The sequence below is a fragment of the Pseudomonas sp. RIT-PI-q genome (genome assembly GCF_001297125.1).
In the GTDB taxonomy this organism is placed as follows: domain Bacteria; phylum Pseudomonadota; class Gammaproteobacteria; order Pseudomonadales; family Pseudomonadaceae; genus Aquipseudomonas.
This window is the reverse complement of sequence record NZ_LHPC01000040.1, coordinates 76913-96639: the sequence shown is the minus strand read 5'-3', so window position 1 is coordinate 96639 and position 19727 is coordinate 76913. Positions and strand designations below refer to the sequence as shown.

Annotated in this window: 13 protein-coding genes and 2 riboswitches; of the genes, 7 read left to right on the top strand and 6 right to left on the bottom strand. The window is 61.8% G+C overall.

Annotated elements, in window-relative coordinates:
* Nucleotides 1–451: 451 nt before the first annotated feature.
* The gene (metH, locus tag AEQ67_RS22100; RefSeq protein WP_059405946.1) at nucleotides 452–4162 is read right to left on the bottom strand and encodes a methionine synthase; all 3711 of its coding nucleotides are present in this window, start codon (nucleotides 4160–4162) and stop codon (nucleotides 452–454) included.
* A 155-nt stretch (nucleotides 4163–4317) separates the two neighbouring features.
* Between metH and AEQ67_RS22095 the strand changes: the two genes are divergently transcribed.
* From AEQ67_RS22095 to nfuA, 3 genes are all read left to right on the top strand, one after another.
* Nucleotides 4318–6612 carry a fatty acid cis/trans isomerase gene (locus AEQ67_RS22095; protein ID WP_059405945.1) on the top strand — a complete coding sequence of 765 codons (2295 nt, stop codon included), beginning with the start codon at nucleotides 4318–4320 and terminating at the stop codon, nucleotides 6610–6612.
* Between the two features lie 224 nt (nucleotides 6613–6836).
* Nucleotides 6837–7871: an acyltransferase family protein gene (locus AEQ67_RS22090; RefSeq protein ID WP_059405944.1), complete on the top strand. Its 1035-nt coding sequence runs from the start codon at nucleotides 6837–6839 to the stop codon at nucleotides 7869–7871.
* Between the two features lie 57 nt (nucleotides 7872–7928).
* Nucleotides 7929–8513 carry a Fe-S biogenesis protein NfuA gene (nfuA, locus tag AEQ67_RS22085; protein ID WP_007898222.1) on the top strand — a complete coding sequence of 195 codons (585 nt, stop codon included), beginning with the start codon at nucleotides 7929–7931 and terminating at the stop codon, nucleotides 8511–8513.
* 96 nt (nucleotides 8514–8609) lie between these two features.
* Here nfuA and cobM read toward each other — a convergent pair whose 3' ends face one another.
* The 4 genes from cobM to AEQ67_RS22065 all read right to left on the bottom strand — a co-directional run bounded on the left by cobM (nucleotide 8610) and on the right by AEQ67_RS22065 (nucleotide 10773).
* Nucleotides 8610–9356 carry a precorrin-4 C(11)-methyltransferase gene (cobM, locus tag AEQ67_RS22080; protein WP_059405943.1) on the bottom strand — a complete coding sequence of 249 codons (747 nt, stop codon included), beginning with the start codon at nucleotides 9354–9356 and terminating at the stop codon, nucleotides 8610–8612.
* Nucleotides 9357–9428: 72 nt separating this feature from the next.
* A complete protein-coding gene (locus tag AEQ67_RS22075) occupies nucleotides 9429–9854 on the bottom strand; it encodes a cobalamin biosynthesis protein (protein WP_059405942.1) in 426 nt (141 codons plus the stop codon).
* Nucleotides 9851–10558: a CbtA family protein gene (locus AEQ67_RS22070; RefSeq protein ID WP_059405941.1), complete on the bottom strand. Its 708-nt coding sequence runs from the start codon at nucleotides 10556–10558 to the stop codon at nucleotides 9851–9853. The genes AEQ67_RS22075 and AEQ67_RS22070 overlap by 4 nt, the downstream gene beginning before the upstream one ends.
* An 11-nt stretch (nucleotides 10559–10569) precedes the next feature.
* A complete protein-coding gene (locus tag AEQ67_RS22065; RefSeq protein ID WP_017339165.1) occupies nucleotides 10570–10773 on the bottom strand; it encodes a CbtB domain-containing protein in 204 nt (67 codons plus the stop codon).
* 120 nt (nucleotides 10774–10893) lie between these two features.
* Nucleotides 10894–11121, bottom strand: a riboswitch (cobalamin riboswitch).
* Nucleotides 11122–11297: 176 nt separating this feature from the next.
* Nucleotides 11298–11511, top strand: a riboswitch (cobalamin riboswitch).
* A 98-nt stretch (nucleotides 11512–11609) separates the two neighbouring features.
* On the opposite strand from AEQ67_RS22065, the gene cobW reads away from it, so the two are divergent.
* The 4 genes from cobW (at nucleotide 11610) to AEQ67_RS22045 (ending at nucleotide 18311) form a co-directional block, all read left to right on the top strand.
* Complete coding sequence (gene cobW, locus AEQ67_RS22060; RefSeq protein WP_059405940.1) at nucleotides 11610–12671, top strand: cobalamin biosynthesis protein CobW; 1062 nt, start codon at nucleotides 11610–11612, stop codon at nucleotides 12669–12671.
* Between the two features lie 3 nt (nucleotides 12672–12674).
* Entirely contained in the window at nucleotides 12675–16508 is a 3834-nt protein-coding gene (cobN, locus tag AEQ67_RS22055; RefSeq protein ID WP_059405939.1) for a cobaltochelatase subunit CobN, read from the top strand.
* A gap of 139 nt (nucleotides 16509–16647) precedes the next feature.
* Entirely contained in the window at nucleotides 16648–17646 is a 999-nt protein-coding gene (locus AEQ67_RS22050) for an ATP-binding protein (protein WP_059405938.1), read from the top strand.
* Nucleotides 17647–17765: 119 nt separating this feature from the next.
* Nucleotides 17766–18311: a vWA domain-containing protein gene (locus AEQ67_RS22045; RefSeq protein WP_059405937.1), complete on the top strand. Its 546-nt coding sequence runs from the start codon at nucleotides 17766–17768 to the stop codon at nucleotides 18309–18311.
* Between the two features lie 156 nt (nucleotides 18312–18467).
* Here AEQ67_RS22045 and AEQ67_RS22040 read toward each other — a convergent pair whose 3' ends face one another.
* Nucleotides 18468–19691 carry an NADH:flavin oxidoreductase/NADH oxidase family protein gene (locus AEQ67_RS22040; protein ID WP_059405936.1) on the bottom strand — a complete coding sequence of 408 codons (1224 nt, stop codon included), beginning with the start codon at nucleotides 19689–19691 and terminating at the stop codon, nucleotides 18468–18470.
* Nucleotides 19692–19727 lie beyond the last annotated feature (36 nt).

Genomic DNA, 19727 nt, shown 5'->3' with positions numbered 1-19727 from the left:
ACTGTAGGAGCGAGGCTTGCCCGCGAAGGCGATCTCAAGTACGCCATCGTAGGCAAGCCTCGCTCCTACAGGACGGCGATCTGTCTGTCGCCAGCGATGTTGAATGTGATGCCGTCTTCGCGGGCAAGCCCGCTCCCACAGGGACGTGGGCTGGGTACAAAATTGGGTGAACGACCGGAACGACTGTAGGAGCGAGGCTTGCCCGCGAAGGCGATCTCAAGTACGCCTTCGCGGGCAAGCCTCGCTCCTACAGGACGGCGACGTGTCTGTCGCCAGCGAGGTTGAATGTGATGCCGTCTTCGCGGGCAAGCCCGCTCCCACAGGGACGTGGGCTGGGTACAAAATTGGGTGAACGACCGGAACGACTGTAGGAGCGAGGCTTGCCCGCGAAGGCGATTTCAAGCACGCCATCGCAGGCAAGCCATGCTCCTATAGGAAATCCACTAGGGGCTTAGTTGTCGTACCCGAGGTTCGGCGCCAACCAACGCTCGGTCACGCTCAACTCCTGGCCTTTGCGCGACGTATAGCTCTGCACCTGGTCCTTGTCGATCTTGCCCACGGCGAAATATTGCGCCTGCGGGTGCGCGAAGTACCAGCCGCTGACCGCTGCCGCCGGGAACATCGCGTAGTGCTCGGTGAGGAACACGCCGCTGCGGCCCGCTTTCATTTCGCTGGCTTGCGGATCGAGCAAGGCAAACAACGTCGATTTCTCGGTGTGATCCGGGCACGCCGGGTAGCCCGGGGCAGGGCGGATGCCGGTGTATTGCTCTTTGATCAGCGCCTCGTTGTCCAGGGTTTCATCCTTGGCGTAACCCCAGTGCTCTTTACGCACCTGCTGGTGCAGCCACTCGGCGCAGGCCTCGGCCAGGCGGTCGGCCAGGGCCTTGACCATGATCGAGTTGTAATCGTCGCCGGCATCCTGGTACGCCTTCGCCACTTCTTCCGCGCCGATGCCGGCGGTGGTGATGAAACCACCCACGTAGTCGGTCACTTCGCTGTCCTTCGGTGCCACAAAATCGGCCAGGGAGAAGTTCGGTTTGCCGTCGGTCTTGATGATCTGCTGGCGCAGGTGATGCAGCTTGGCCAATGGCTTGCCGTCATCGCCATAGACTTCGATATCGTCGTCACGCACCTGGTTGGCCGGCCAGAAACCGAACACCGCACGGGCGCTGATGAGTTTCTCGTCGATCAACTTGGCGAGCATTTCCTGGGCATCGGCAAACAGCGCGGTGGCAGCTTCACCGACCACTTCGTCGGTGAGGATGCGCGGGTACTTGCCGGCCAGGTCCCAGGAGATAAAGAACGGCGTCCAGTCGATGTACTCGGCCAGAACCTTCAGGTCGATATTGTCCAGCACCTTGGCGCCGGTGAACGTCGGTTTGACCGGCTCGTAGGTGCTCCAGTCGAACTGCGGCTTCTTGGCGATCGCCGCCGGGTAGCTCAGGCGCTCGGTGCGGGCGCTGCGATTCGCCGTGCGCTCGCGGACGTCGATGTATTCCAGGCGGGTTTTCTCGACGAACGCCGGCTTCAACTCCTTGGACAGCAACTGCGTCGCCACGCCGACGGCGCGGGAGGCGTCGGTGACGTAGATCACCGCGTCGTTGCTGTACTTCGGCTCGATCTTCACCGCCGTGTGCGCCTTGGAGGTGGTCGCGCCACCGATCATCAGCGGCAGGTGAAAGTCCTGACGCTGCATCTCGCGAGCGACGTGAACCATTTCATCCAGCGAAGGCGTGATCAGACCGGACAGGCCGATGATGTCGCACTTCTGCTCCTTGGCCACTTGCAGGATTTTCTCTGCCGGCACCATCACGCCGAGGTCGACGATGTCGTAGCCGTTACAGCCCAGCACTACGCCCACGATATTCTTGCCGATGTCGTGCACGTCGCCCTTGACCGTGGCCATGAGGATCTTGCCCTTGGCCTCCGGCTTGTCGCCTTTTTCCAGTTCGATGAACGGGATCAAGTGGGCCACGGCCTGCTTCATCACACGGGCAGATTTGACCACCTGCGGCAGGAACATTTTGCCGGCACCGAACAGGTCGCCAACGATGTTCATGCCTGACATCAACGGGCCTTCGATGACCTCGATCGGCCGGGCAAACGACTGACGCGATTCTTCGGTGTCTTCCACGATGTGCGTGGTGATGCCTTTGACCAGCGCATGTTCCAGCCGCTTGTTGACATCCCAGTTGCGCCACTCTTCGGTCTCGGCTTCCTTGACGCTGCCATCGCCCTTGTACTTGTCGGCAATGGCGAGGAGGGCGTCGGTGCCGTTCGGGGTGCGGTTGAGCACCACGTCTTCGACGGCGTCGCGCAGTTCGGCCGGGATCTGGTCGTAGATCTCCAGCTGACCGGCGTTGACGATGCCCATGGTCAGGCCGTTGCGGATCGCATACAGCAGGAACACCGAGTGAATTGCTTCACGCACCGGGTTGTTGCCCCGGAACGAGAACGACACGTTGGACACGCCGCCCGACGTCAGGGCGTACGGCAGTTCGTCACGGATGTAGGCACAGGCGTTGATGAAGTCCACAGCGTAGTTGTTGTGTTCTTCGATACCGGTGGCGATGGCGAAGATGTTCGGGTCGAAGATGATGTCTTCCGGCGGGAAGCCGACTTCGTTGACCAGAATGTCGTAGGAGCGTTTGCAGATTTCTTTCTTGCGCTTTTCGGTGTCGGCCTGACCGGCCTCATCGAACGCCATCACCACCACGGCAGCGCCGTAGCGCTTGCACAGTTTGGCGTGATGAATGAACTGCTCGACGCCTTCTTTCATGCTGATCGAGTTGACGATGCCCTTGCCCTGGATGCATTTCAGGCCGGCTTCGATCACTTCCCATTTGGAGGAGTCAATCATGATCGGGACGCGGGAGATGTCCGGTTCACCGGCAATCAGATTGAGGAAGGTCACCATGGCCTTCTTCGAATCGAGCATCCCTTCGTCCATGTTGATGTCGATCACCTGCGCGCCGGCTTCGACCTGTTGCAGGGCGACTTCCAGGGCTTCGGTGTAGTTGTCCTCACGGATCAGCCGGGCGAATTTGGCAGAACCGGTGATGTTGGTGCGCTCGCCGACGTTGATGAACAACGAGTTGCGATCGATGGTGAACGGTTCCAGGCCCGACAGGCGGCAAGCCTTTGGAATCTCTGGAATCTGGCGCGGCGCGTAACCGGCCACGGCTTTGGCGATGGCTTCGATGTGGCCCGGCGTGGTGCCGCAGCAACCGCCGACAATGTTGAGGAAGCCGCTTTGAGCAAATTCTTCGATGACCTTGGCGGTTTCCGCCGGCAGTTCGTCGTACTCGCCGAATTCGTTTGGCAGGCCGGCGTTCGGGTGCGCGGAAACGTGGGTGCCGGCCTTGTTCGACAGCTCTTCGAGGTACGGACGCAATTCGCTGGCGCCGAGGGCGCAGTTCAGGCCGACCGAGATCGGCTTGGCGTGGGCCACGGAGTTCCAGAACGCTTCGGTGGTCTGGCCCGACAGGGTACGGCCGGAGGCATCGGTGATGGTGCCGGAGATCATGATCGGCAGCTCGACGCACAGTTCTTCGAAAACCCCTTGCACGGCGAAGATCGCGGCTTTGGCGTTCAGGGTGTCGAAAATGGTTTCGATCAGGATCAGGTCGGCGCCGCCTTCGATCAAGCCTTTGGTGGCCTCGGTGTAGTTCTCCACCAGTTCATCAAAGGTCACGTTGCGATAGCCAGGGTTGTTCACGTCTGGCGACAGCGAGCAGGTACGGCTGGTCGGGCCGAGCACGCCAGCGACGAAGCGCGGCTTGTCCGGGTTCTCGAGGGTTTTTGCGTCGGCGATCTTGCGCGCCAGGCGAGCGCCTTCTACGTTCAGTTCGTAGGCCAGTTCTTCCATGCCGTAATCGGCCATGGAAATCCGGGTGGCGTTGAAGGTATTGGTTTCCAGAATGTCGGCGCCGGCGTCCAGATAGGCTTTCTCGATGCCGCCAATCACGTCCGGGCGCGTCAGTATCAACAGGTCATTGTTGCCTTTGACATCGCTCGGCCAGTCAGCGAAGCGTTTGCCACGGTAATCCTGCTCTTCGAGCTTGTAGCTCTGGATCATCGTGCCCATGCCGCCATCGAGAATCAGGATGCGCTCTTTGAGGGCGTGCTTGAGAGCTTGAAGGCGAACGCTGCGATCGGACATTTGGACTACTCGGTAAGGCCATGACGAAGGGGCGGGATAATAGCAAACCTGCGCGCTTTTAGAGCATGTCCGGTTTTTGCATGAATATCGCTCATGTTGGTACGGGTGTCCGAGCGTTAGAATCGCGGCGTTTTTTCATGATTGGGACCAGGGACATGTCTTTTCGCGTCATCAGCATTGTTTTGCTGTTTTTAAGCTGGGGCGCCGCCGCGCAGGAACCGGCCATTTCCGCCGCTATTTCCTACAGCCGCGATATCCAACCGATCTTCACCGAAAAGTGCGTGGCCTGCCATGCCTGCTACGACGCCGCTTGTCAGCTCAATCTGGGCAGTGGCGAAGGGGCCGCGCGCGGTGCGACCAAGATTCCGGTTTATGACGGCGAACGCAGTCAGGCCGCTGCACCGACCCGGCTGTTTTATGACGCCTTCGGCAAGCGCGCCTGGCAGCAAAAAGGCTTCTATTCGGTACTCGACGCCCAGGGCAGTCAGGCCGCACTGATGGCGCGGATGCTGGAGCTGGGACACACCACGCCGTTGCAGCCCAACGCCAAGCTGCCGGAAGACATTGTCCTGGGCCTGAACCGGGAAAACAGTTGCGCCATGCCGGCAGAGGTCGAGGGTTATGCCAGCGCTCATCCGAAAGAAGGCATGCCGTTGGCGGTCACCGGCCTGACCGATCAGCAATACCAGACGTTGCAGCGCTGGCTGGCCTCCGGTGCGCCGATCGATGAGCAAGGGTTGGTCCCGAGCGCGAAGGAAGCCTTGCAGGTGGTGCAATGGGAAAATCTGCTCAACGCGCCGGGCGCGCGGCAAAGCCTGGTCGGGCGCTGGTTGTTCGAGCACTGGTTCCTCGCCCATATCTACTTCAAGGACGGCGAACCGGGGCACTTCTTCCAGTGGGTGCGTTCGCGTACGCCGACCGGCCAGCCCATCGATCTGATCAACACCCGGCGTCCGAATGACGACCCCGGCACCCAGGTGTATTACCGACTGTGGCCGGTGCAAGGGGTGATCGTGCAAAAGACTCACATCACCTATCCGCTGAGCGCGGCGAAGATGGCGCGGGTCAAAACCCTCTTCTATAACGGCAACTGGCAGGTCAACGCCTTGCCGGGTTACGGGCCGGAGCGCCGGGCCAATCCGTTCACCACCTTCGAGGCAATCCCGGCCCAGGCGCGCTACCAGTTCATGCTCGATAACGCCGAATACTTCGTGCGCACCTTCATTCGCGGCCCGGTCTGTCGCGGTCAGATTGCCACGGATGTTATTCGCGATAATTTCTGGGCGCTGTTCCAGGCGCCGGAACACGACCTCTACATCATTGACCCGAACTACCGGGGCCAGGCCACGCCGTTGCTGGCGATGCCCGGGCAGAACGACGACGTCGGCAGCGTCCTGAGCCTGTGGCACGACTACCGCGACAAACGGAATGAATACGAGGCACTGCGCCGGGACAGTTACGCCGAAGCGCCGGCACCGAGCTGGTCGACCTTGTGGGCTGGCAACGATAATGCCTTGCTGACCATCTTCCGCCACTTCGACAGCGCTTCGGTGAACAAAGGCCTGATCGGTGACGTGCCGCAAACGATGTGGCTGTTCGACTTCCCGCTGCTGGAACGCACCTACTATCAGTTGGCGGTCAACTTCGACGTGTTCGGCAACGTCTCCCATCAGGCGCAGACGCGGCTGTATTTCGATCTGATCCGTAACGGCGCCGAGCAGAACTTCCTGCGCCTGATGCCGGCGGATTCGCGGGACGCTTACCTCGACGATTGGTATCAGAACAGCGGCAAGATCAAGATGTGGCTGGATTATGAGGCCATTGATAACGACAAGGAGACGGCGCTCGTACTGGACGAAAAAGACCCCAAGCGTGATTTCGCCCAGCAGTTGCTGGCCCGCTACGGCGACCTCGATGCCAAGCCCGATCCGATCAATCGCTGTGACGGCGCTTATTGCTCACGACCGAACATCGACCTGCAATTGCAGAGTGCCGAGCAGGCCTTGAGTCGCCTGACGTCGCGGCCTGCGGCGGGGCTTAAGGTCATCGATCAGTTGCCGGAAGCAACGATGCTGCGCATCGAGACCACCAGCGGCAAGCGTGAGGTTTACAGCCTGCTGCGCAACCGCGCACACAGCAACGTGGCGTTCCTGCTCGGTGAGTCGCTGCGCTATCAACCGGGGCTCGACACGCTGACCATTTTCCCCGGTGTACTCAGCAGCTATCCGAACTTCATGTTCAACATTCCAGCCGAGCAGGTGCCCGAGTTCGTCGACGCGATGGAAAACGCCAAGGACGCCAACCGCTTCGAGAAAATCGTCGAACGGTGGGGGATTCGGCGTAGCCATCCGCAATTCTGGTTCTACTTCCATGACCTGAGCCGGTACGTGCACGAGACCGACCCGGTGGAAGAGGGCGTACTGGACATGAACCGCTACGAGAATCTTTGATCGACTTTTGTCTGCTGGCCGGTGTCGGATCTATCAGGCACCACCAATCCCCTGTAGGAGCGAGGCTTGCCCGCGAAGGTGTGTCAGTCGACACCTCCGTAGCTGACACACCTTCGCGAGCAAGCTTCGCTCCTACAGGATTTCGGTGATTTGGGTAATTTCCGAGATTTCGGAGATTTCGGGATTTCGGTGGTTTGGCGATTCGGGATCGGGAGGGCTTGTCGATGTTGATTTCAGTGCAGGCACTGCGCGCCATCGCCGCCTGGGCAGTGGTCTGCCACCATTTCATGCAGATTTTCTTCGACTTCCAGGCCCGTGGGCCGGTGGGGCAGATGTTCATCGACAAGGGCGCGGTGGGCGTCGACGTATTTTTTGTCATCAGTGGCCTGGTGATTTTCCTGTCTACCGAGGGCAAGTCGCTGCCGCCGGGGCGCTTTCTGCTGTATCGACTCTTCCGCATCGTCCCGGCGTATTGGCTGTATACGGTGCTGATGGCGCTGCTGGTGGTTTTCGCCAAGCCCTTGTTGCCGGACCAGACGGTCGACTGGTCGCATTTCCTGCTGTCGCTGTTGTTCATTCCTACTGAAAACCCGGGTGGTTACGGGATTTATCCGACGCTTAACGTTGGCTGGACCCTTAACTACGAAATGCTGTTCTACCTGCTGTTTGCCTGGGCGCTGCTGTTTCGCTTGCAGGTCCGTTTGCTGGTCGTTGCCGCGCTCCTGTTTGCGGTGTGCCAGGCGTGGACCGGTTATGGCTGGGTCAGCGAGTTCTACCGCTCGGGCATCGTTTATGAGTTCTTGCTGGGGATCGCCATCGGCATGATCTACCGCCGTGGCTGGATCAAACCCGGATTGTGCCTGCCCTTGCTGGGCATTGCTGGCGCATTGATGGCGATTTATCACTTGGCGCCGCAACCACGTTTTTTGACCTGGGGCGTGCCGAGCGCGGTGCTGGTCATGGCGTGCATGTCTCTGGAACGCTTTTTCGAGAACAAACGGTTGTTCAAGCTGCTCGGTGATTGTTCCTACTCGGTGTACCTGATGCACGTGTTGGTGCTGTCTGCCGGCGGTTTTGTCGCACAGCGCTATGGCATAAATCCCTACGTGATGTTCATTGTCTGCGCAGCGACGATTGGCCTGGGTTCATGGGCAAGCTACGAATGGGTGGAAAAATGCAGCTATCGGTGGCTTAAAGCCTGGATCGACGGTGAACCGCCGGTCGAGATGGCTCCGGCTCTTTCCCGACAAAAATACTAGGACTTTGTCCGGCGCGATGATTGGCGTAAACTGCGCCCAAGCCTGCGAGGAGTTTCCATGACCGCTATTACCATCACCGACGCCGCCCACGATTATCTGGCTGATCTGCTCTCCAAGCAGAACACCCCAGGCATCGGCATCCGCGTCTTTATCACCCAGCCTGGCACCCAGTACGCCGAAACCTGCATTGCTTATTGCAAGCCGGGCGAAGAAAAACCTGAAGACACGGCGCTGGGGCTGAAAAGCTTCACTGCTTACATCGACTCGTTCAGCGAAGCGTTCCTGGACGATGCGGTAGTCGACTATGCCACCGACCGCATGGGCGGCCAGCTGACCATCAAGGCGCCAAACGCCAAAGTCCCGATGGTCAACGCCGACAGCCCGGTGAACGAGCGCATCAACTACTACCTGCAAACCGAGATCAACCCGGGGCTCGCGAGCCACGGCGGTCAGGTCAGCCTGATCGATGTGGTCGAGGACGGCATCGCCGTGCTGAAGTTCGGCGGCGGTTGCCAGGGCTGCGGCCAGGCAGACGTGACCTTGCGTGAAGGCATCGAGCGCACCTTGCTCGAGCGCATTCCCGAGCTCAAGGGCGTTCGCGACGTGACCGACCACACGCAGAAAGAAAACGCCTACTACTGAGTAAGGTGTTCGCTGCAAACATAAAAAACGGCGCCCCGTGAGCGCCGTTTTTTATTGGAATGCGGTTGTAGGAGCTGGCTTGCCAGCGAAGGGGCCCTATGGACGATACAAATGCGCATGCCCCGCACGGTACAGCGACGACTCACTAAAATGATCGCTGCCCAACACCCGACCCACCAGAATCAACGCCGTACGCCGAAACCCCTTCGCCGCTACCTTCCCGGCAATATCCTCAAGTGTTCCCACCACCCAATCCTGATCCGGCCAGGTCGCCCGGTGAATCACCGCGATCGGGCAGTCCGCGCCGTAATGCGGCAGCAACTCAACGAGAATCTTCTCCAGATGGTTGACCCCCAAATGAATCGCCATCGTCGCGCCGTGTTGCGCCAGGCTGCCCAGTTCTTCGCCAGGTGGCATGGCGGTCTTGTCGGCGTAGCGGGTCAGAATCACGCTCTGTGACACGTCCGGCAGCGTCAGTTCCGCACCGAGCAACGCCGCGCAGGCCGCCGTCGCGGTCACGCCTGGAATGATTTCAAACGGGATGTCGAGTTCGCGCAGGTAACGAATCTGCTCGCCAATCGCGCCGTACAGGCTCGGATCGCCGGAATGCACTCGCGCCACATCCTGGCCGTTGGCATGCGCGGTCTTGATCAGCTCGATGATTTGTTCCAGATGCAATTCGGCGCTGTTGACCACCTGTCCGGCCTGATGGCCTTCGAGCACGGCGGCGGGCACCAGGGAGCCGGCATAGATGATGACCGGGCAGCTGCGAATCAGCCGTTGGCCTTTGACGGTGATCAGTTCCGGGTCGCCGGGACCAGCGCCAATGAAGTAGACGGTCATCGTCGGTTCCTGTGAGAAAAAAGGGGCTGGGCAAGGCTTCAGATGAAGATTGCTCATGATCGAAGACGGGGATTATCGGGGATTGTATGCAGTGCAGGCCAATGCCAGAGTTGCCTGGGCATATTTTTGTCGCGAAATCAGTAGTTTTGCTGGCGCCTGGGACAGTTGTTCGGCGAGGGCCAAGGCGGCGCTTTCTGCCACGCCGTAGCAGCCGGTGCGTTCGAACGCGATATCCGAATGATGGCTGAGTTGTGGCTGGTAACCGGCCAATTGCTCGCTGCTGAAATACATCAGCGGCAGCGCCAGTTGCTCGGCCAGTTCGATCAGGCCAGGCTCGTCGCGCTTCATGTCGATGCTGGCCAGGGCCCTGATCTGGTGAAGTCCGATTTGATGAGCCTGTAACGCCTGATCGAGCAACGCCCGCAGCGTGCTGACAGGGCAGCCGCGCTGGCAGCCCAGGCCGACCGCCAGGGTCGGCGCTGCGCTGGCGTCAGTCATGCGTGGTATTGGCCATCGCTTTTGCGGCGGAACAACCAGGCGCTGATCAGGCCCAGGGCCAGCCATAATCCCATGTTGGTCAACTGCGAAGCGATTTTGAACTGGGCTTCCAGGGCTTCCGGCGCGAGCATCGAGTGCACTTCCGGTTGCGGCGCGCCGATCACGTGCGGCACGGCCAGGATGGCCACGCCAAGGATTTTCATCAGCCAGTGGCGACTGAACACGATCAGCGCGATACCGACAGCGGTGGAAGCGGCAGTGCCGATCCACCAGATTTGCCGTTGTGCCAGATCGGCAGCAGCAGTACCCGGCAACTCAGGCGGCAGGCCGAGGGTCGGCGCCAGCACGAACGTCGCGTAACCGGCCAGGCCCCAGAGCAGGCCCTGTGAGGTTTTGGTCGGTGCGCGCAAGGTGTAGAGACCGGCGAGCATCAGGGCGAAACCGACGGCCACCACCAGATTGCCGCCGGTCGTCGACAGCACGCGCTGCCAGCCGTCTTCAGGCTCCCAGGCTTCGGCATCGTGGGTATGAGCGGCAACAGCACCCGTGTCGTGTTCGTGGGCGACAACAGCGGCTGGCTCGGATTTTTCGTAGGTCTCGGCCTGCAAAATCAACGGAGCCACCCAGAAGCTTTGCAGCAGGGTCAGCAGCAGGGCGGCCAGCAGCCCGGTGAAACCTGCGGTTTGCGCAATACGCTTGATCATGTCGGCAGGTCTCAATGGCACGGGAAGGCAGAGCTGTGACGGGTATCGTGCGCGGCGTTGTGTACCGCTTCGATGTGCGAGAAACCGGCGAAATACACAAGGCACGCGCCGAGGATCGATGCGCAAACGGCAGCGGTCAGGCGTTGAGTCAGGGTCGTGGTGGTGCTGGCGGTGCTCTTATCGGTGTTGCTGCCGGTGCTGCTGATGATCGACATGGCGCTTCCCTCTGGTCTGTCAGTGGGTGAATAGAGCGCATGGAAGACCCCTGCGAGTCGGGCACGCAGAGGTTCAAACAGCGCCCGCCCACCGCGGGTTTGTTATTCAGTGAACGTATCGGTCACTGTGTGTTGCGGGCCGGTCTCCGGGCTCGCGAGGGGCCAAGGCTTGCGCCTGAACCTGCAAGCATCACCTTCCCATGCCGAACTGCTGGCACAGTGGATTTGACGCTTCGCTCGCTTACCGTTGCGGGGGCAGCACCGGACTGACATGGCCTTGAGTAAAGCACATGATTCACCGGTTTCCCGTTTCACCCTGTGAAGGGCACCCGTAACAAGGTGAGTAGGAGAGCATGGGCAGGGGTTGGGCGTCAATTGGCAGGGGTTCTCAGTTGATACCGCGGTGCCTTCTTCGCGGGCAAGCCTCGCTCCTACAAAAGCATCGCGGTCCTGTAGGAGCGAGGCTTGCCCGCGAAGGCGTCCTGATGGCCGCTACAAGACATTGACCCGCCCCCACACGATGCGTAGCCTTGCGCTTTCGAGGTTCTTCGGCGTTTTGCCGAAGCTAAGAAGGGAACGCGGTCGATGCCGCGGCTGCCCCCGCAACTGTGAACGGTGATGTTCGCTGCCACGCCACTGCAAACGCCGTCCAACGGGTTCGCGGGAAGGCGCAGCCAACGCCAGTCCAACGATTGGCACACCGTCAGCCAGGAGACCTGCCTCGAAACGAATTCTCACTACAACCGGGCGGGGTGATCCGGTGGCGAACTCTTTCGCGCGCGCACGTCGCAGCGATTGTCGTCCCGTATGCCCGCCACCTTGCCAAAGGGCATCCGATGAAAACACTGGCCAAACTCCCCGTCACCATCGTTACCGGCTTCCTCGGCTCGGGCAAAACCACCTTGCTGCGGCACATGCTCGACAACGCTCAGGGCCGCCGTATTGCGGTGATCGTCAACGAATTCGGCGAGCTGGGCATCGACGGCGAGATCCTCAAGCAGTGCTCCATCGGCTGCACTGAAGAAGAAGCCAGCGGCCGCGTTTACGAACTGGCCAACGGCTGCCTGTGCTGTACCGTTCAGGAAGAATTCTTCCCGGTGATGCGCGAACTGGTGGCCCGTCGCGGCGACCTCGACCACATCCTGATCGAAACCTCGGGCCTGGCCCTGCCAAAGCCCTTGGTTCAAGCCTTCCAGTGGCCGGAAATCCGCAGCGCCTGCACCGTTGATGCGGTGATCACCGTGGTCGACAGCCCGGCCGTGGCCGCCGGCACCTTCGCCGCGTTCCCGGATCAGGTCGACGCCCAGCGCAAGCTCGACCCGAACCTGGACCACGAATCGCCGCTGCACGAACTGTTCGCCGACCAACTGGCCAGCGCCGACCTGGTGATCCTCAACAAGGCCGACCTGATCAGCCCGGAAGACCTGGCCCGCGTGCGCCTCGAAGTCGCTGAAGAACTGCCGCCAGCGGTCAAAGTCATCGAAGCCAGCAGCGGTCGTGTTCCATTGGACGTGCTGATTGGCTTGGGCGCCGGTTCCGAAGAACACATCGACAGCCGTCACAGCCATCACGATCACCACCATGAAGGTGAAGACGATCATGACCACGACGCGTTCGATTCCATTTCCATTGAACTGCCACAAGCCGACGAAAGTCTGCTGATGGACGCGCTGACGCAACTGGTGGTGCAACACGGCATCCTGCGCGTCAAAGGTTTCGCGGCGATCCCGAACAAGCCGATGCGTCTGCTGATTCAGGGCGTGGGCACGCGTTTCGACAAGCATTTCGACCGTCAGTGGGGCGCCGAAGAAGCGCGCACCACGCGTCTGGTGCTGATCGGCCAGGAGCTGGACGCCGCTCTGCTCGAAGCGCAATTGCGCGCTGCGCTCAGCGTTTAAGCCATGCACCTGCTCAGGACCCAGCCCGGCGGTTTCGTCTCGGATGACAACATTGCCGACCTTGGACAAACCCCCGCCGCGCTGGTGATCCTGTGCAGCGGCGACTCCAGCCTGGCGCTGCTCGCCGAAGCGGCGCAGCAGTTGCCCGACGATTACCCGAGCGTGCGCCTGGCCAACCCGATGCAGGTGCAGAACCATGCCTCGGTCGACCTGTATGTCGACGAAGTGCTGCGCCATGCCAAGGTGATCCTGATTTCGCTGCACGGCGGCATCGCCTATTGGCGTTATGGCGTCGAGCAACTGGTGCAGTTGTCGGAGCGCGGAGTGCAGCTGATTCTGGTGCCGGGCGACGATCGCCCGGACCCGGAACTCAGTGACCTGAGCACCGTGCCCGCCGAAGACCGCGACCGCCTTTGGCAGTTTTTGCGTCAGGGTGGCATGGGCAACGCCCTGGACTTTTTCCGCTGCCTGGCCAATCGGTGGCTGGACCGCGACTATGCCTGGGCCGAGCCGCAAACCCTGCCGCGCACCGCGATTTACCCCCCACAAAAAAGCCCCGCCGAACTGAGCGATTGGCAAGCCGACTGGCAGGCCGATCAACCGGTGGCGGCGGTGCTGTTCTACCGCTCGCATTTGCAGGCGGCGAACACCGGTTTTATCGATATTTTTTGCCAGCGTCTGCAAGCGGCGGGGCTCAATCCGCTGCCGATCGCCGTGGCCAGTTTGAAAGAGCCCGGCTGCCTGACGGTGGTCGAGGACCTGCTGGACGAGACTGAAACGGCGGTGATTCTCAACACCACCGGTTTCGCCCAGTCCAGCCCCGAAGCGCCGCACCTGCGACCGTTTCGCCGCAATATCCCGGTGATCCAGGCGATTTGCGCCCAGGACAACGAACCCGGTTGGCGCGCCAGCGAGCAGGGCCTCGGTCCGCGCGACCTGGCGATGCACATTGCGCTGCCGGAACTCGACGGGCGGATCATCAGCCGCCCGATCAGCTTCAAGGATTTGGCCTGGCGCAGCGAGCGCAGTCAGTCCGATGTGGTCTGCTACCGGCCACAACCGGAGCGCATGGATTTTGTCGCCGAACTGGCGCGGCGCTGGATCGATCTGGCACGGGTGCCGCATGCGGAAAAACGCATCGCCCTGATCCTCGCCAACTACCCGACGCGCGATGGTCGCATCGGCAATGGCGTCGGCCTCGACACGCCAGCTGCTGCGCTGAATATCCTGCGTGCGCTGCATCAAGAAGGTTATCCGCTGCGCGCCGAATTGCCGGACAGCGGCACCGCGTTGATCCAGCAGTTGCTCGGCGGCGTCAGCAATGACCTCGACACCCTCGACCAGCGTCCGTGCCAGCAAAGCCTGGCGATGGATGACTATCTGCTGATGTTCAACGCACTGCCCGAAGCCAACCGCCAAGCCGTGCTGGAACGCTGGGGCGCGCCTGAGAGCGACCCGATGTGCCGTGGCGGACGCATGATGATCGCCGGACTGCGTTTCGGCCTGACCTTTGTCGGTATTCAACCGGCGCGCGGTTATCAAGTCGACCCGAGCGCGGTGTATCACGACCCGGACCTGGTGCCGCCACACGGCTACCTGGCGTTCTACTTCTGGTTGCGCAACACCTACGGTGCCCACGGCGTGATTCACGTCGGCAAGCACGGCAACCTCGAATGGCTGCCGGGCAAGGGTGTCGGGCTGTCCGAAAACTGTTGGCCGGACGCGCTGCTCGGGCCGTTGCCGAATATCTACCCGTTCATTGTCAACGATCCGGGCGAGGGCGCCCAGGCCAAGCGCCGCACTCAGGCGGTGATTATCGATCACCTGATGCCGCCGCTGACCCGCGCCGAAACCTACGGTCCGCTGCGCAACCTTGAGCTGTTGGCCGACGAATATTACGAAGCGCAATTGCTCGATCCGCGCCGTGCCCGGGAGTTGCAGCGCGACATCCTGCAACTGGTGCGCGACACGCACATCGACCGCGAATTGCAACTGGACGAGAAGCTCGACAGCGACGCTGACGCGGCGATTTGGCTGCCGCGCCTGGACACGTACTTGTGTGACTTGAAAGAGTCGCAAATCCGCGATGGCCTGCACATCTTCGGGGAGTCGCCGACCGGGCGTTTGCGCATTGATACGTTGTTGGCCCTGCTGCGGATTCCCCGTGGCGACGGGCGGGGCGCGCAGTCGAGTTTGCTGCGGGCGCTGGCGAAGGCATTCGCGTTGGGCTTCGATCCGCTGGATTGTGCGCTGGCTGATCCTTGGACCGGGCCACGTCCGATTGAATTGCAAGACGTTAACGATGAACTCTGGCGCACCGCCGGCGATACCCGTGAACGTCTGGAATTGTTCGCCGCCCAACTGATTTCCCAAACGGTGAGTAACCCCTGTAGGAGCGAGCTCGCTCGCGATGGTGTGTCAGTCGAATTAATGGCAACTGACACGCCGCTTTCGCTCCCACAGGAACCCGGCGGGTCGGAAGTGAACGCCATTCTCGACAATTTGCGCGAAGTCGTCGCCCCACGCCTGGACGCCTGCGGCCCGGCCGAAATGCGCGGCTTGCTCGACGCCCTGAGCGGCCGTTTCGCCCCCGCCGGCCCCAGCGGTGCGCCCAGTCGCGGTCGCCTGGACGTGCTGCCGACCGGGCGCAACTTCTATTCGGTGGACGTGCGCAACCTGCCGACCACCACCGCATGGCGCATCGGTTTCCAGTCGGCAACCCTGATTCTTGAGCGGCATTTACAGGACCACGGCGACCACCTGCGCCAACTCGGCCTGTCCGTTTGGGGCACCGCGACCATGCGCACCGGCGGCGACGACATCGCCCAGGCCATGGCGCTGATGGGCGTGCGCCCGGTGTGGGCCACGGGCAGTCAGCGGGTCGACGATTTCGAAATCCTGCCGCTGAGCTTGCTCGACCGCCCGCGCGTGGACGTGACCTTGCGCGTCTCCGGATTCTTCCGTGATGCCTTTGCCAACCTGATCCGCCTGTTCGACGCCGCCGTGCAAGCGGTCGCGGCGCTTGATGAGCCGGACGATCTCAACCCGTTGGCGGCCAAGGTCCGCGCTGAGCGTGAGGCTTTATTGGCAAGCGGTCTGGATGAAGACGCCGCCCGGCGTCAGGCCGGTTGGCGCATCTTCGGCGCCAAACCCGGTGCGTACGGCGCGGGCGTGCAGGGCGCCATCGACGGTCGCTTGTGGCAGAGCCGCGAGGACCTGGCCGAGGTTTACCTGAACTGGGGCGGCTACGCTTACGGCGGTTCCGACGAAGGCACTGCTGCCCGTGAACAGTTCGCCCAGCGTCTGAGCCAGGTGCAAGCGGTGCTGCAAAACCAGGACAACCGCGAGCATGACTTGCTCGATTCCAACGATTATTACCAGTTCCAGGGCGGCATGCTCGCCGCCGTGGAAAGCCTCAGCGGCGAAGCGGCAGCCAGTTACCATGGCGATCACAGTCAGCCGGATTTGCCGAAGATCCGCACGTTGAAGGAAGAGTTGAACCGGGTGATCCGTTCCCGGGCAGCCAATCCGAAGTGGATCGACGGCGTGAAGCGACATGGCTACAAAGGCGCGTTCGAACTGGCTGCCACGGTGGATAATCTGTTTGCCTTTGATGCGACCACGCAGCTGATCGACGATCACCAGTACGCGTTGCTGGCGGATGCCTATTTGCTCGACCCGGCGACCCGTGATTTCGTCCGTGAACACAACCCTCACGCGTTGCGCGACATGACCGAGCGGATGCTCGAAGCGCAGCAGCGAGGGATGTGGAAGGAACCGGGTGAATACCGCGAGGCGCTGGAAAATCTGTTGCTCGATATAGAAGAAGATGGTTAGGCCTCGGCACTTTTGCGAGGACTTCGTCCTCGATCGCGGGCAAGCCACGCTCCCACAGGTGTCTGCGTACTTTGTGGGAGCGTGGCTTGCCCGCGATGACGTACTGACAGGCTCCACCGACCATGACCGAGACTAAACAATGACCGACACCCCGCATTTCCCGCTCTCCGCCGTGGTCGGCGCCGACGACTTGAAGCTCGCCCTGTACCTGACCGCCATCGACCCGAAAATCGGCGGCGTGCTGATCGAAGGCCCACGGGGCATGGCCAAGTCGACCCTCGCACGCGGCCTCGCGGACCTGCTGGCCAGCGGTCAATTCGTCACCTTACCCTTGGGCGCCACCGAAGAACGCCTGGTCGGCACCCTCGACCTCGACGCCGCCCTGAGCGAAGGCCGCGCGCAATTTTCCCCCGGCGTGCTGGCCAAGGCTGACGGCGGCGTGCTCTACGTCGATGAAGTGAACCTGCTGCCCGATCACCTCGTCGACCTGTTGCTCGACGTGGCCGCCAGCGGCACCAACCTGATCGAGCGCGACGGCATTTCCCATCGGCATTCGGCGAAGTTTGTGCTGATCGGCACCATGAACCCGGAAGAGGGCGAATTGCGCCCGCAACTGCTCGACCGCTTCGGCCTGAACGTCGCCCTCAGTGGTCACACCCAGCCAACCGAGCGCGGCCAGATTATCCGTCGGCGACTGGATTTCGACAGCGATCCCCAGCGCTTCTGCGCCGAATGGGAAAGTCAGCAGCAGTCGCTGCGTGAACGTTGCCAGAAGGCGCGCGCCGCACTGGCGAACATCCCCCTCGACGATCAAGCGCTGGCACAGATTACCGAGCGCTGCTTTGCCGCCGGCGTCGATGGCTTGCGCGCCGACCTGGTCTGGCTGCGCGCGGCCCGAGCCCACGCGGCGTGGCGAGGGGCAAGTGCAATCTCCGAGGAGGATATCGACGCCGTTGCGGAGTTCGCCTTGCGTCATCGTCGCCGCGAACAGTCGCCACCGGCGCCGCAACAATCCCACGCCCCTTCGGCCCAGCCGTCCAACCCGAGCGAAGGCCAGGGCCAATGGGGTGAAATGCCCGCGCAAGCGTTGCCCGTGGGTGCCCGTCGTGAAGTGCCGAGCTGGCCAAAAAAGCCTTAGGCATTCGCCCTCGATCTGACGCGGGGGCGAATGCCAGACCCCGCGCCGGACGACTGGACAACGGCAAGCAGGGCAAACGTCACGTCGCACGCAGCGGCTCGATCAATTGGCCCGGCACCTTGCTCAACGGTCGTCCGCGTCTACGCGCTGACGTGCTGTTTCACCTGCGCACCCGTTCGCCCCACGAACTGTGGCTGGTGATCGTCGACGCTTCGGCCTCGACCCGTCGTCATCAGGCGTTGAGTGACGCCAAGGGATTGCTGGCACAACTGTTCGACGATGCCTATCGCCAGCGTGCTCGCCTGGCATTGCTGACGGCCAGCGGGGCCGCGCCGAAATGGCAGGTGCAAGGGCTGAAGGCTTCGTCGGGTTTGCGTCATTGGCTCGATGGCCTGGGTGCCGGTGGCGGCACGCCGTTGCTGGCGGCGCTGGGCGAGGCGGGGCGGTGGCTTGCGGCACGGCAGAAGCGTTTTCCGGCGGAGCGGCAGCGGTTGTTGTTGGTGACGGATGGGCGGTTGAAGGACTGGCTGGTGTTGCCCGCGCTCGATTGTCCGGGGCTGCTGATTGACATCGAGCGTGGCCCGATTCGTCTTGGGCGCAGTAAGGTATTGGCCGCGCAGCTGCAGGCAGATTATCGACATATCGACGAGCTGCTTCCGGGCTGAGTGGTGTGTGGTCTGTATGGGCCTCATCGCGGGCAAGCCCGCTCCCACAGTGTCATTCGTCGAACACAGATATTGAGTAAACAAACGAACCCTGTGGGAGCGGGCTTGCCCGCGATAGCGATGTTTCAGGCGACATCAATGCTGGCAGCCACTGACTTACCTACCCATCGCCTGCCGATACTGCCGAGTCCGCCGGGCGATATACAGCCGATCAACAATCAATGCCCATATCGCCGAAACCTCAGGCCGGGTCTTGCGCCCACGACTCAGGCGACTGAGCTGGAACTTGACCACCGCCATGCTCGCCAGCGCCGCCAGGGGTTTGCGTTTCCAGCGAATCGGCGGCAGTTGCGGATGGCTGTTCTGACCTGCACGCCAACGTTTGACCAGGTCGGGTTCAAGCGCCAGCGCCGTGCCGATGCCAGCCATGGCGATGCCGCTGTCGAGCACCTGTTCGACGATTGCCAGGCGTCGAATTCCGCCCGTCACCATCACCGGCATCTGCGCTACGCTGGCCAGTTCCCCAGCCATCTCCAGGAAATACGCTTCACGCGCCAACGTCCGGCCATCGCGGGCCTCGCCTTGCATGGCCGGTGCTTCGTAGCTGCCACCGGAGAGTTCCAGCAGATCGATCTGTTGCGCGTTGAGCCAATGGATGACTTGTCGGGCATCGTCGGCATCGAAACCGCCGCGCTGGAAGTCCGCCGAGTTGAGCTTCACCGACACGCAGAATTGCGGTGAGACGGCTTCACGCACGGCACTGACCACGGCGAGTAGCAGACGCGCACGATTCTCCAGCGAGCCACCCCAACGATCGGTCCGGCGATTGGTCAGCGGCGAGAGGAATTGACTGATCAGATAACCGTGCGCGGCATGAATCTGCACGCCGGTAAAACCGGCTTTTTCCGCGAGAGCGGCGCTGGTGGCGAAGCGTTGAATCACCTCATCGATGTCGTCCTCGCTCATTGGCTTGGGCTCGGCAAACATCTTTGAAAACGAACCGAGATCCAGCGCCACCGCCGACGGCGCCCAGGCTTGCTGGCCGAGGTTGGCCATGGTCTGGCGCCCGGGATGATTGAGCTGCACCCAGAACTGCGCGCCACCGGCACGGCCAATGCGCGCCCACTGGCGAAAGCGTTCAAGGTCGCGCTCGTCTTCCAGCACCACGCCACCGGGACCGGTCATGGCGCGGCGGTCGATCATCACATTGCCGGTCAACAACAGCCCGGCTTCGCCCTCGGCCCAAGCCTGATACAAGCGAAACAACGCGGCGGAAGGCGCTTGTCCGGTGTCGGCAAGGTTCTCTTCCATCGCGGCTTTGGCGATACGATTGTCGATGGTCTGGCCGTTGGGCAAATTCAACGCTTGGAAGGGCGACATGCTTGACTCCTCATCAGTGAAGAGCAGAGGCTAAGC

Bases quoted from the DNA above. Each gene is read 5' to 3' on its own strand.
- nfuA (WP_007898222.1), top strand. From the start codon at position 7,929: ATGACCGCTATTACCATCACCGACGCCGCCCACGATTATCTGGCTGAT.
- cobW (WP_059405940.1), top strand. From the start codon at position 11,610: ATGAAAACACTGGCCAAACTCCCCGTCACCATCGTTACCGGCTTCCTC.
- AEQ67_RS22095 (WP_059405945.1), top strand. From the start codon at position 4,318: ATGTCTTTTCGCGTCATCAGCATTGTTTTGCTGTTTTTAAGCTGGGGC.
- AEQ67_RS22070 (WP_059405941.1), bottom strand. From the start codon at position 10,558: ATGATCAAGCGTATTGCGCAAACCGCAGGTTTCACCGGGCTGCTGGCC.
- AEQ67_RS22040 (WP_059405936.1), bottom strand. From the start codon at position 19,691: ATGTCGCCCTTCCAAGCGTTGAATTTGCCCAACGGCCAGACCATCGAC.
- cobM (WP_059405943.1), bottom strand. From the start codon at position 9,356: ATGACCGTCTACTTCATTGGCGCTGGTCCCGGCGACCCGGAACTGATC.
- cobN (WP_059405939.1), top strand. From the start codon at position 12,675: ATGCACCTGCTCAGGACCCAGCCCGGCGGTTTCGTCTCGGATGACAAC.
- metH (WP_059405946.1), bottom strand. From the start codon at position 4,162: ATGTCCGATCGCAGCGTTCGCCTTCAAGCTCTCAAGCACGCCCTCAAA.
- AEQ67_RS22090 (WP_059405944.1), top strand. From the start codon at position 6,837: ATGTTGATTTCAGTGCAGGCACTGCGCGCCATCGCCGCCTGGGCAGTG.
- AEQ67_RS22075 (WP_059405942.1), bottom strand. From the start codon at position 9,854: ATGACTGACGCCAGCGCAGCGCCGACCCTGGCGGTCGGCCTGGGCTGC.
- AEQ67_RS22065 (WP_017339165.1), bottom strand. From the start codon at position 10,773: ATGTCGATCATCAGCAGCACCGGCAGCAACACCGATAAGAGCACCGCC.
- AEQ67_RS22050 (WP_059405938.1), top strand. From the start codon at position 16,648: ATGACCGACACCCCGCATTTCCCGCTCTCCGCCGTGGTCGGCGCCGAC.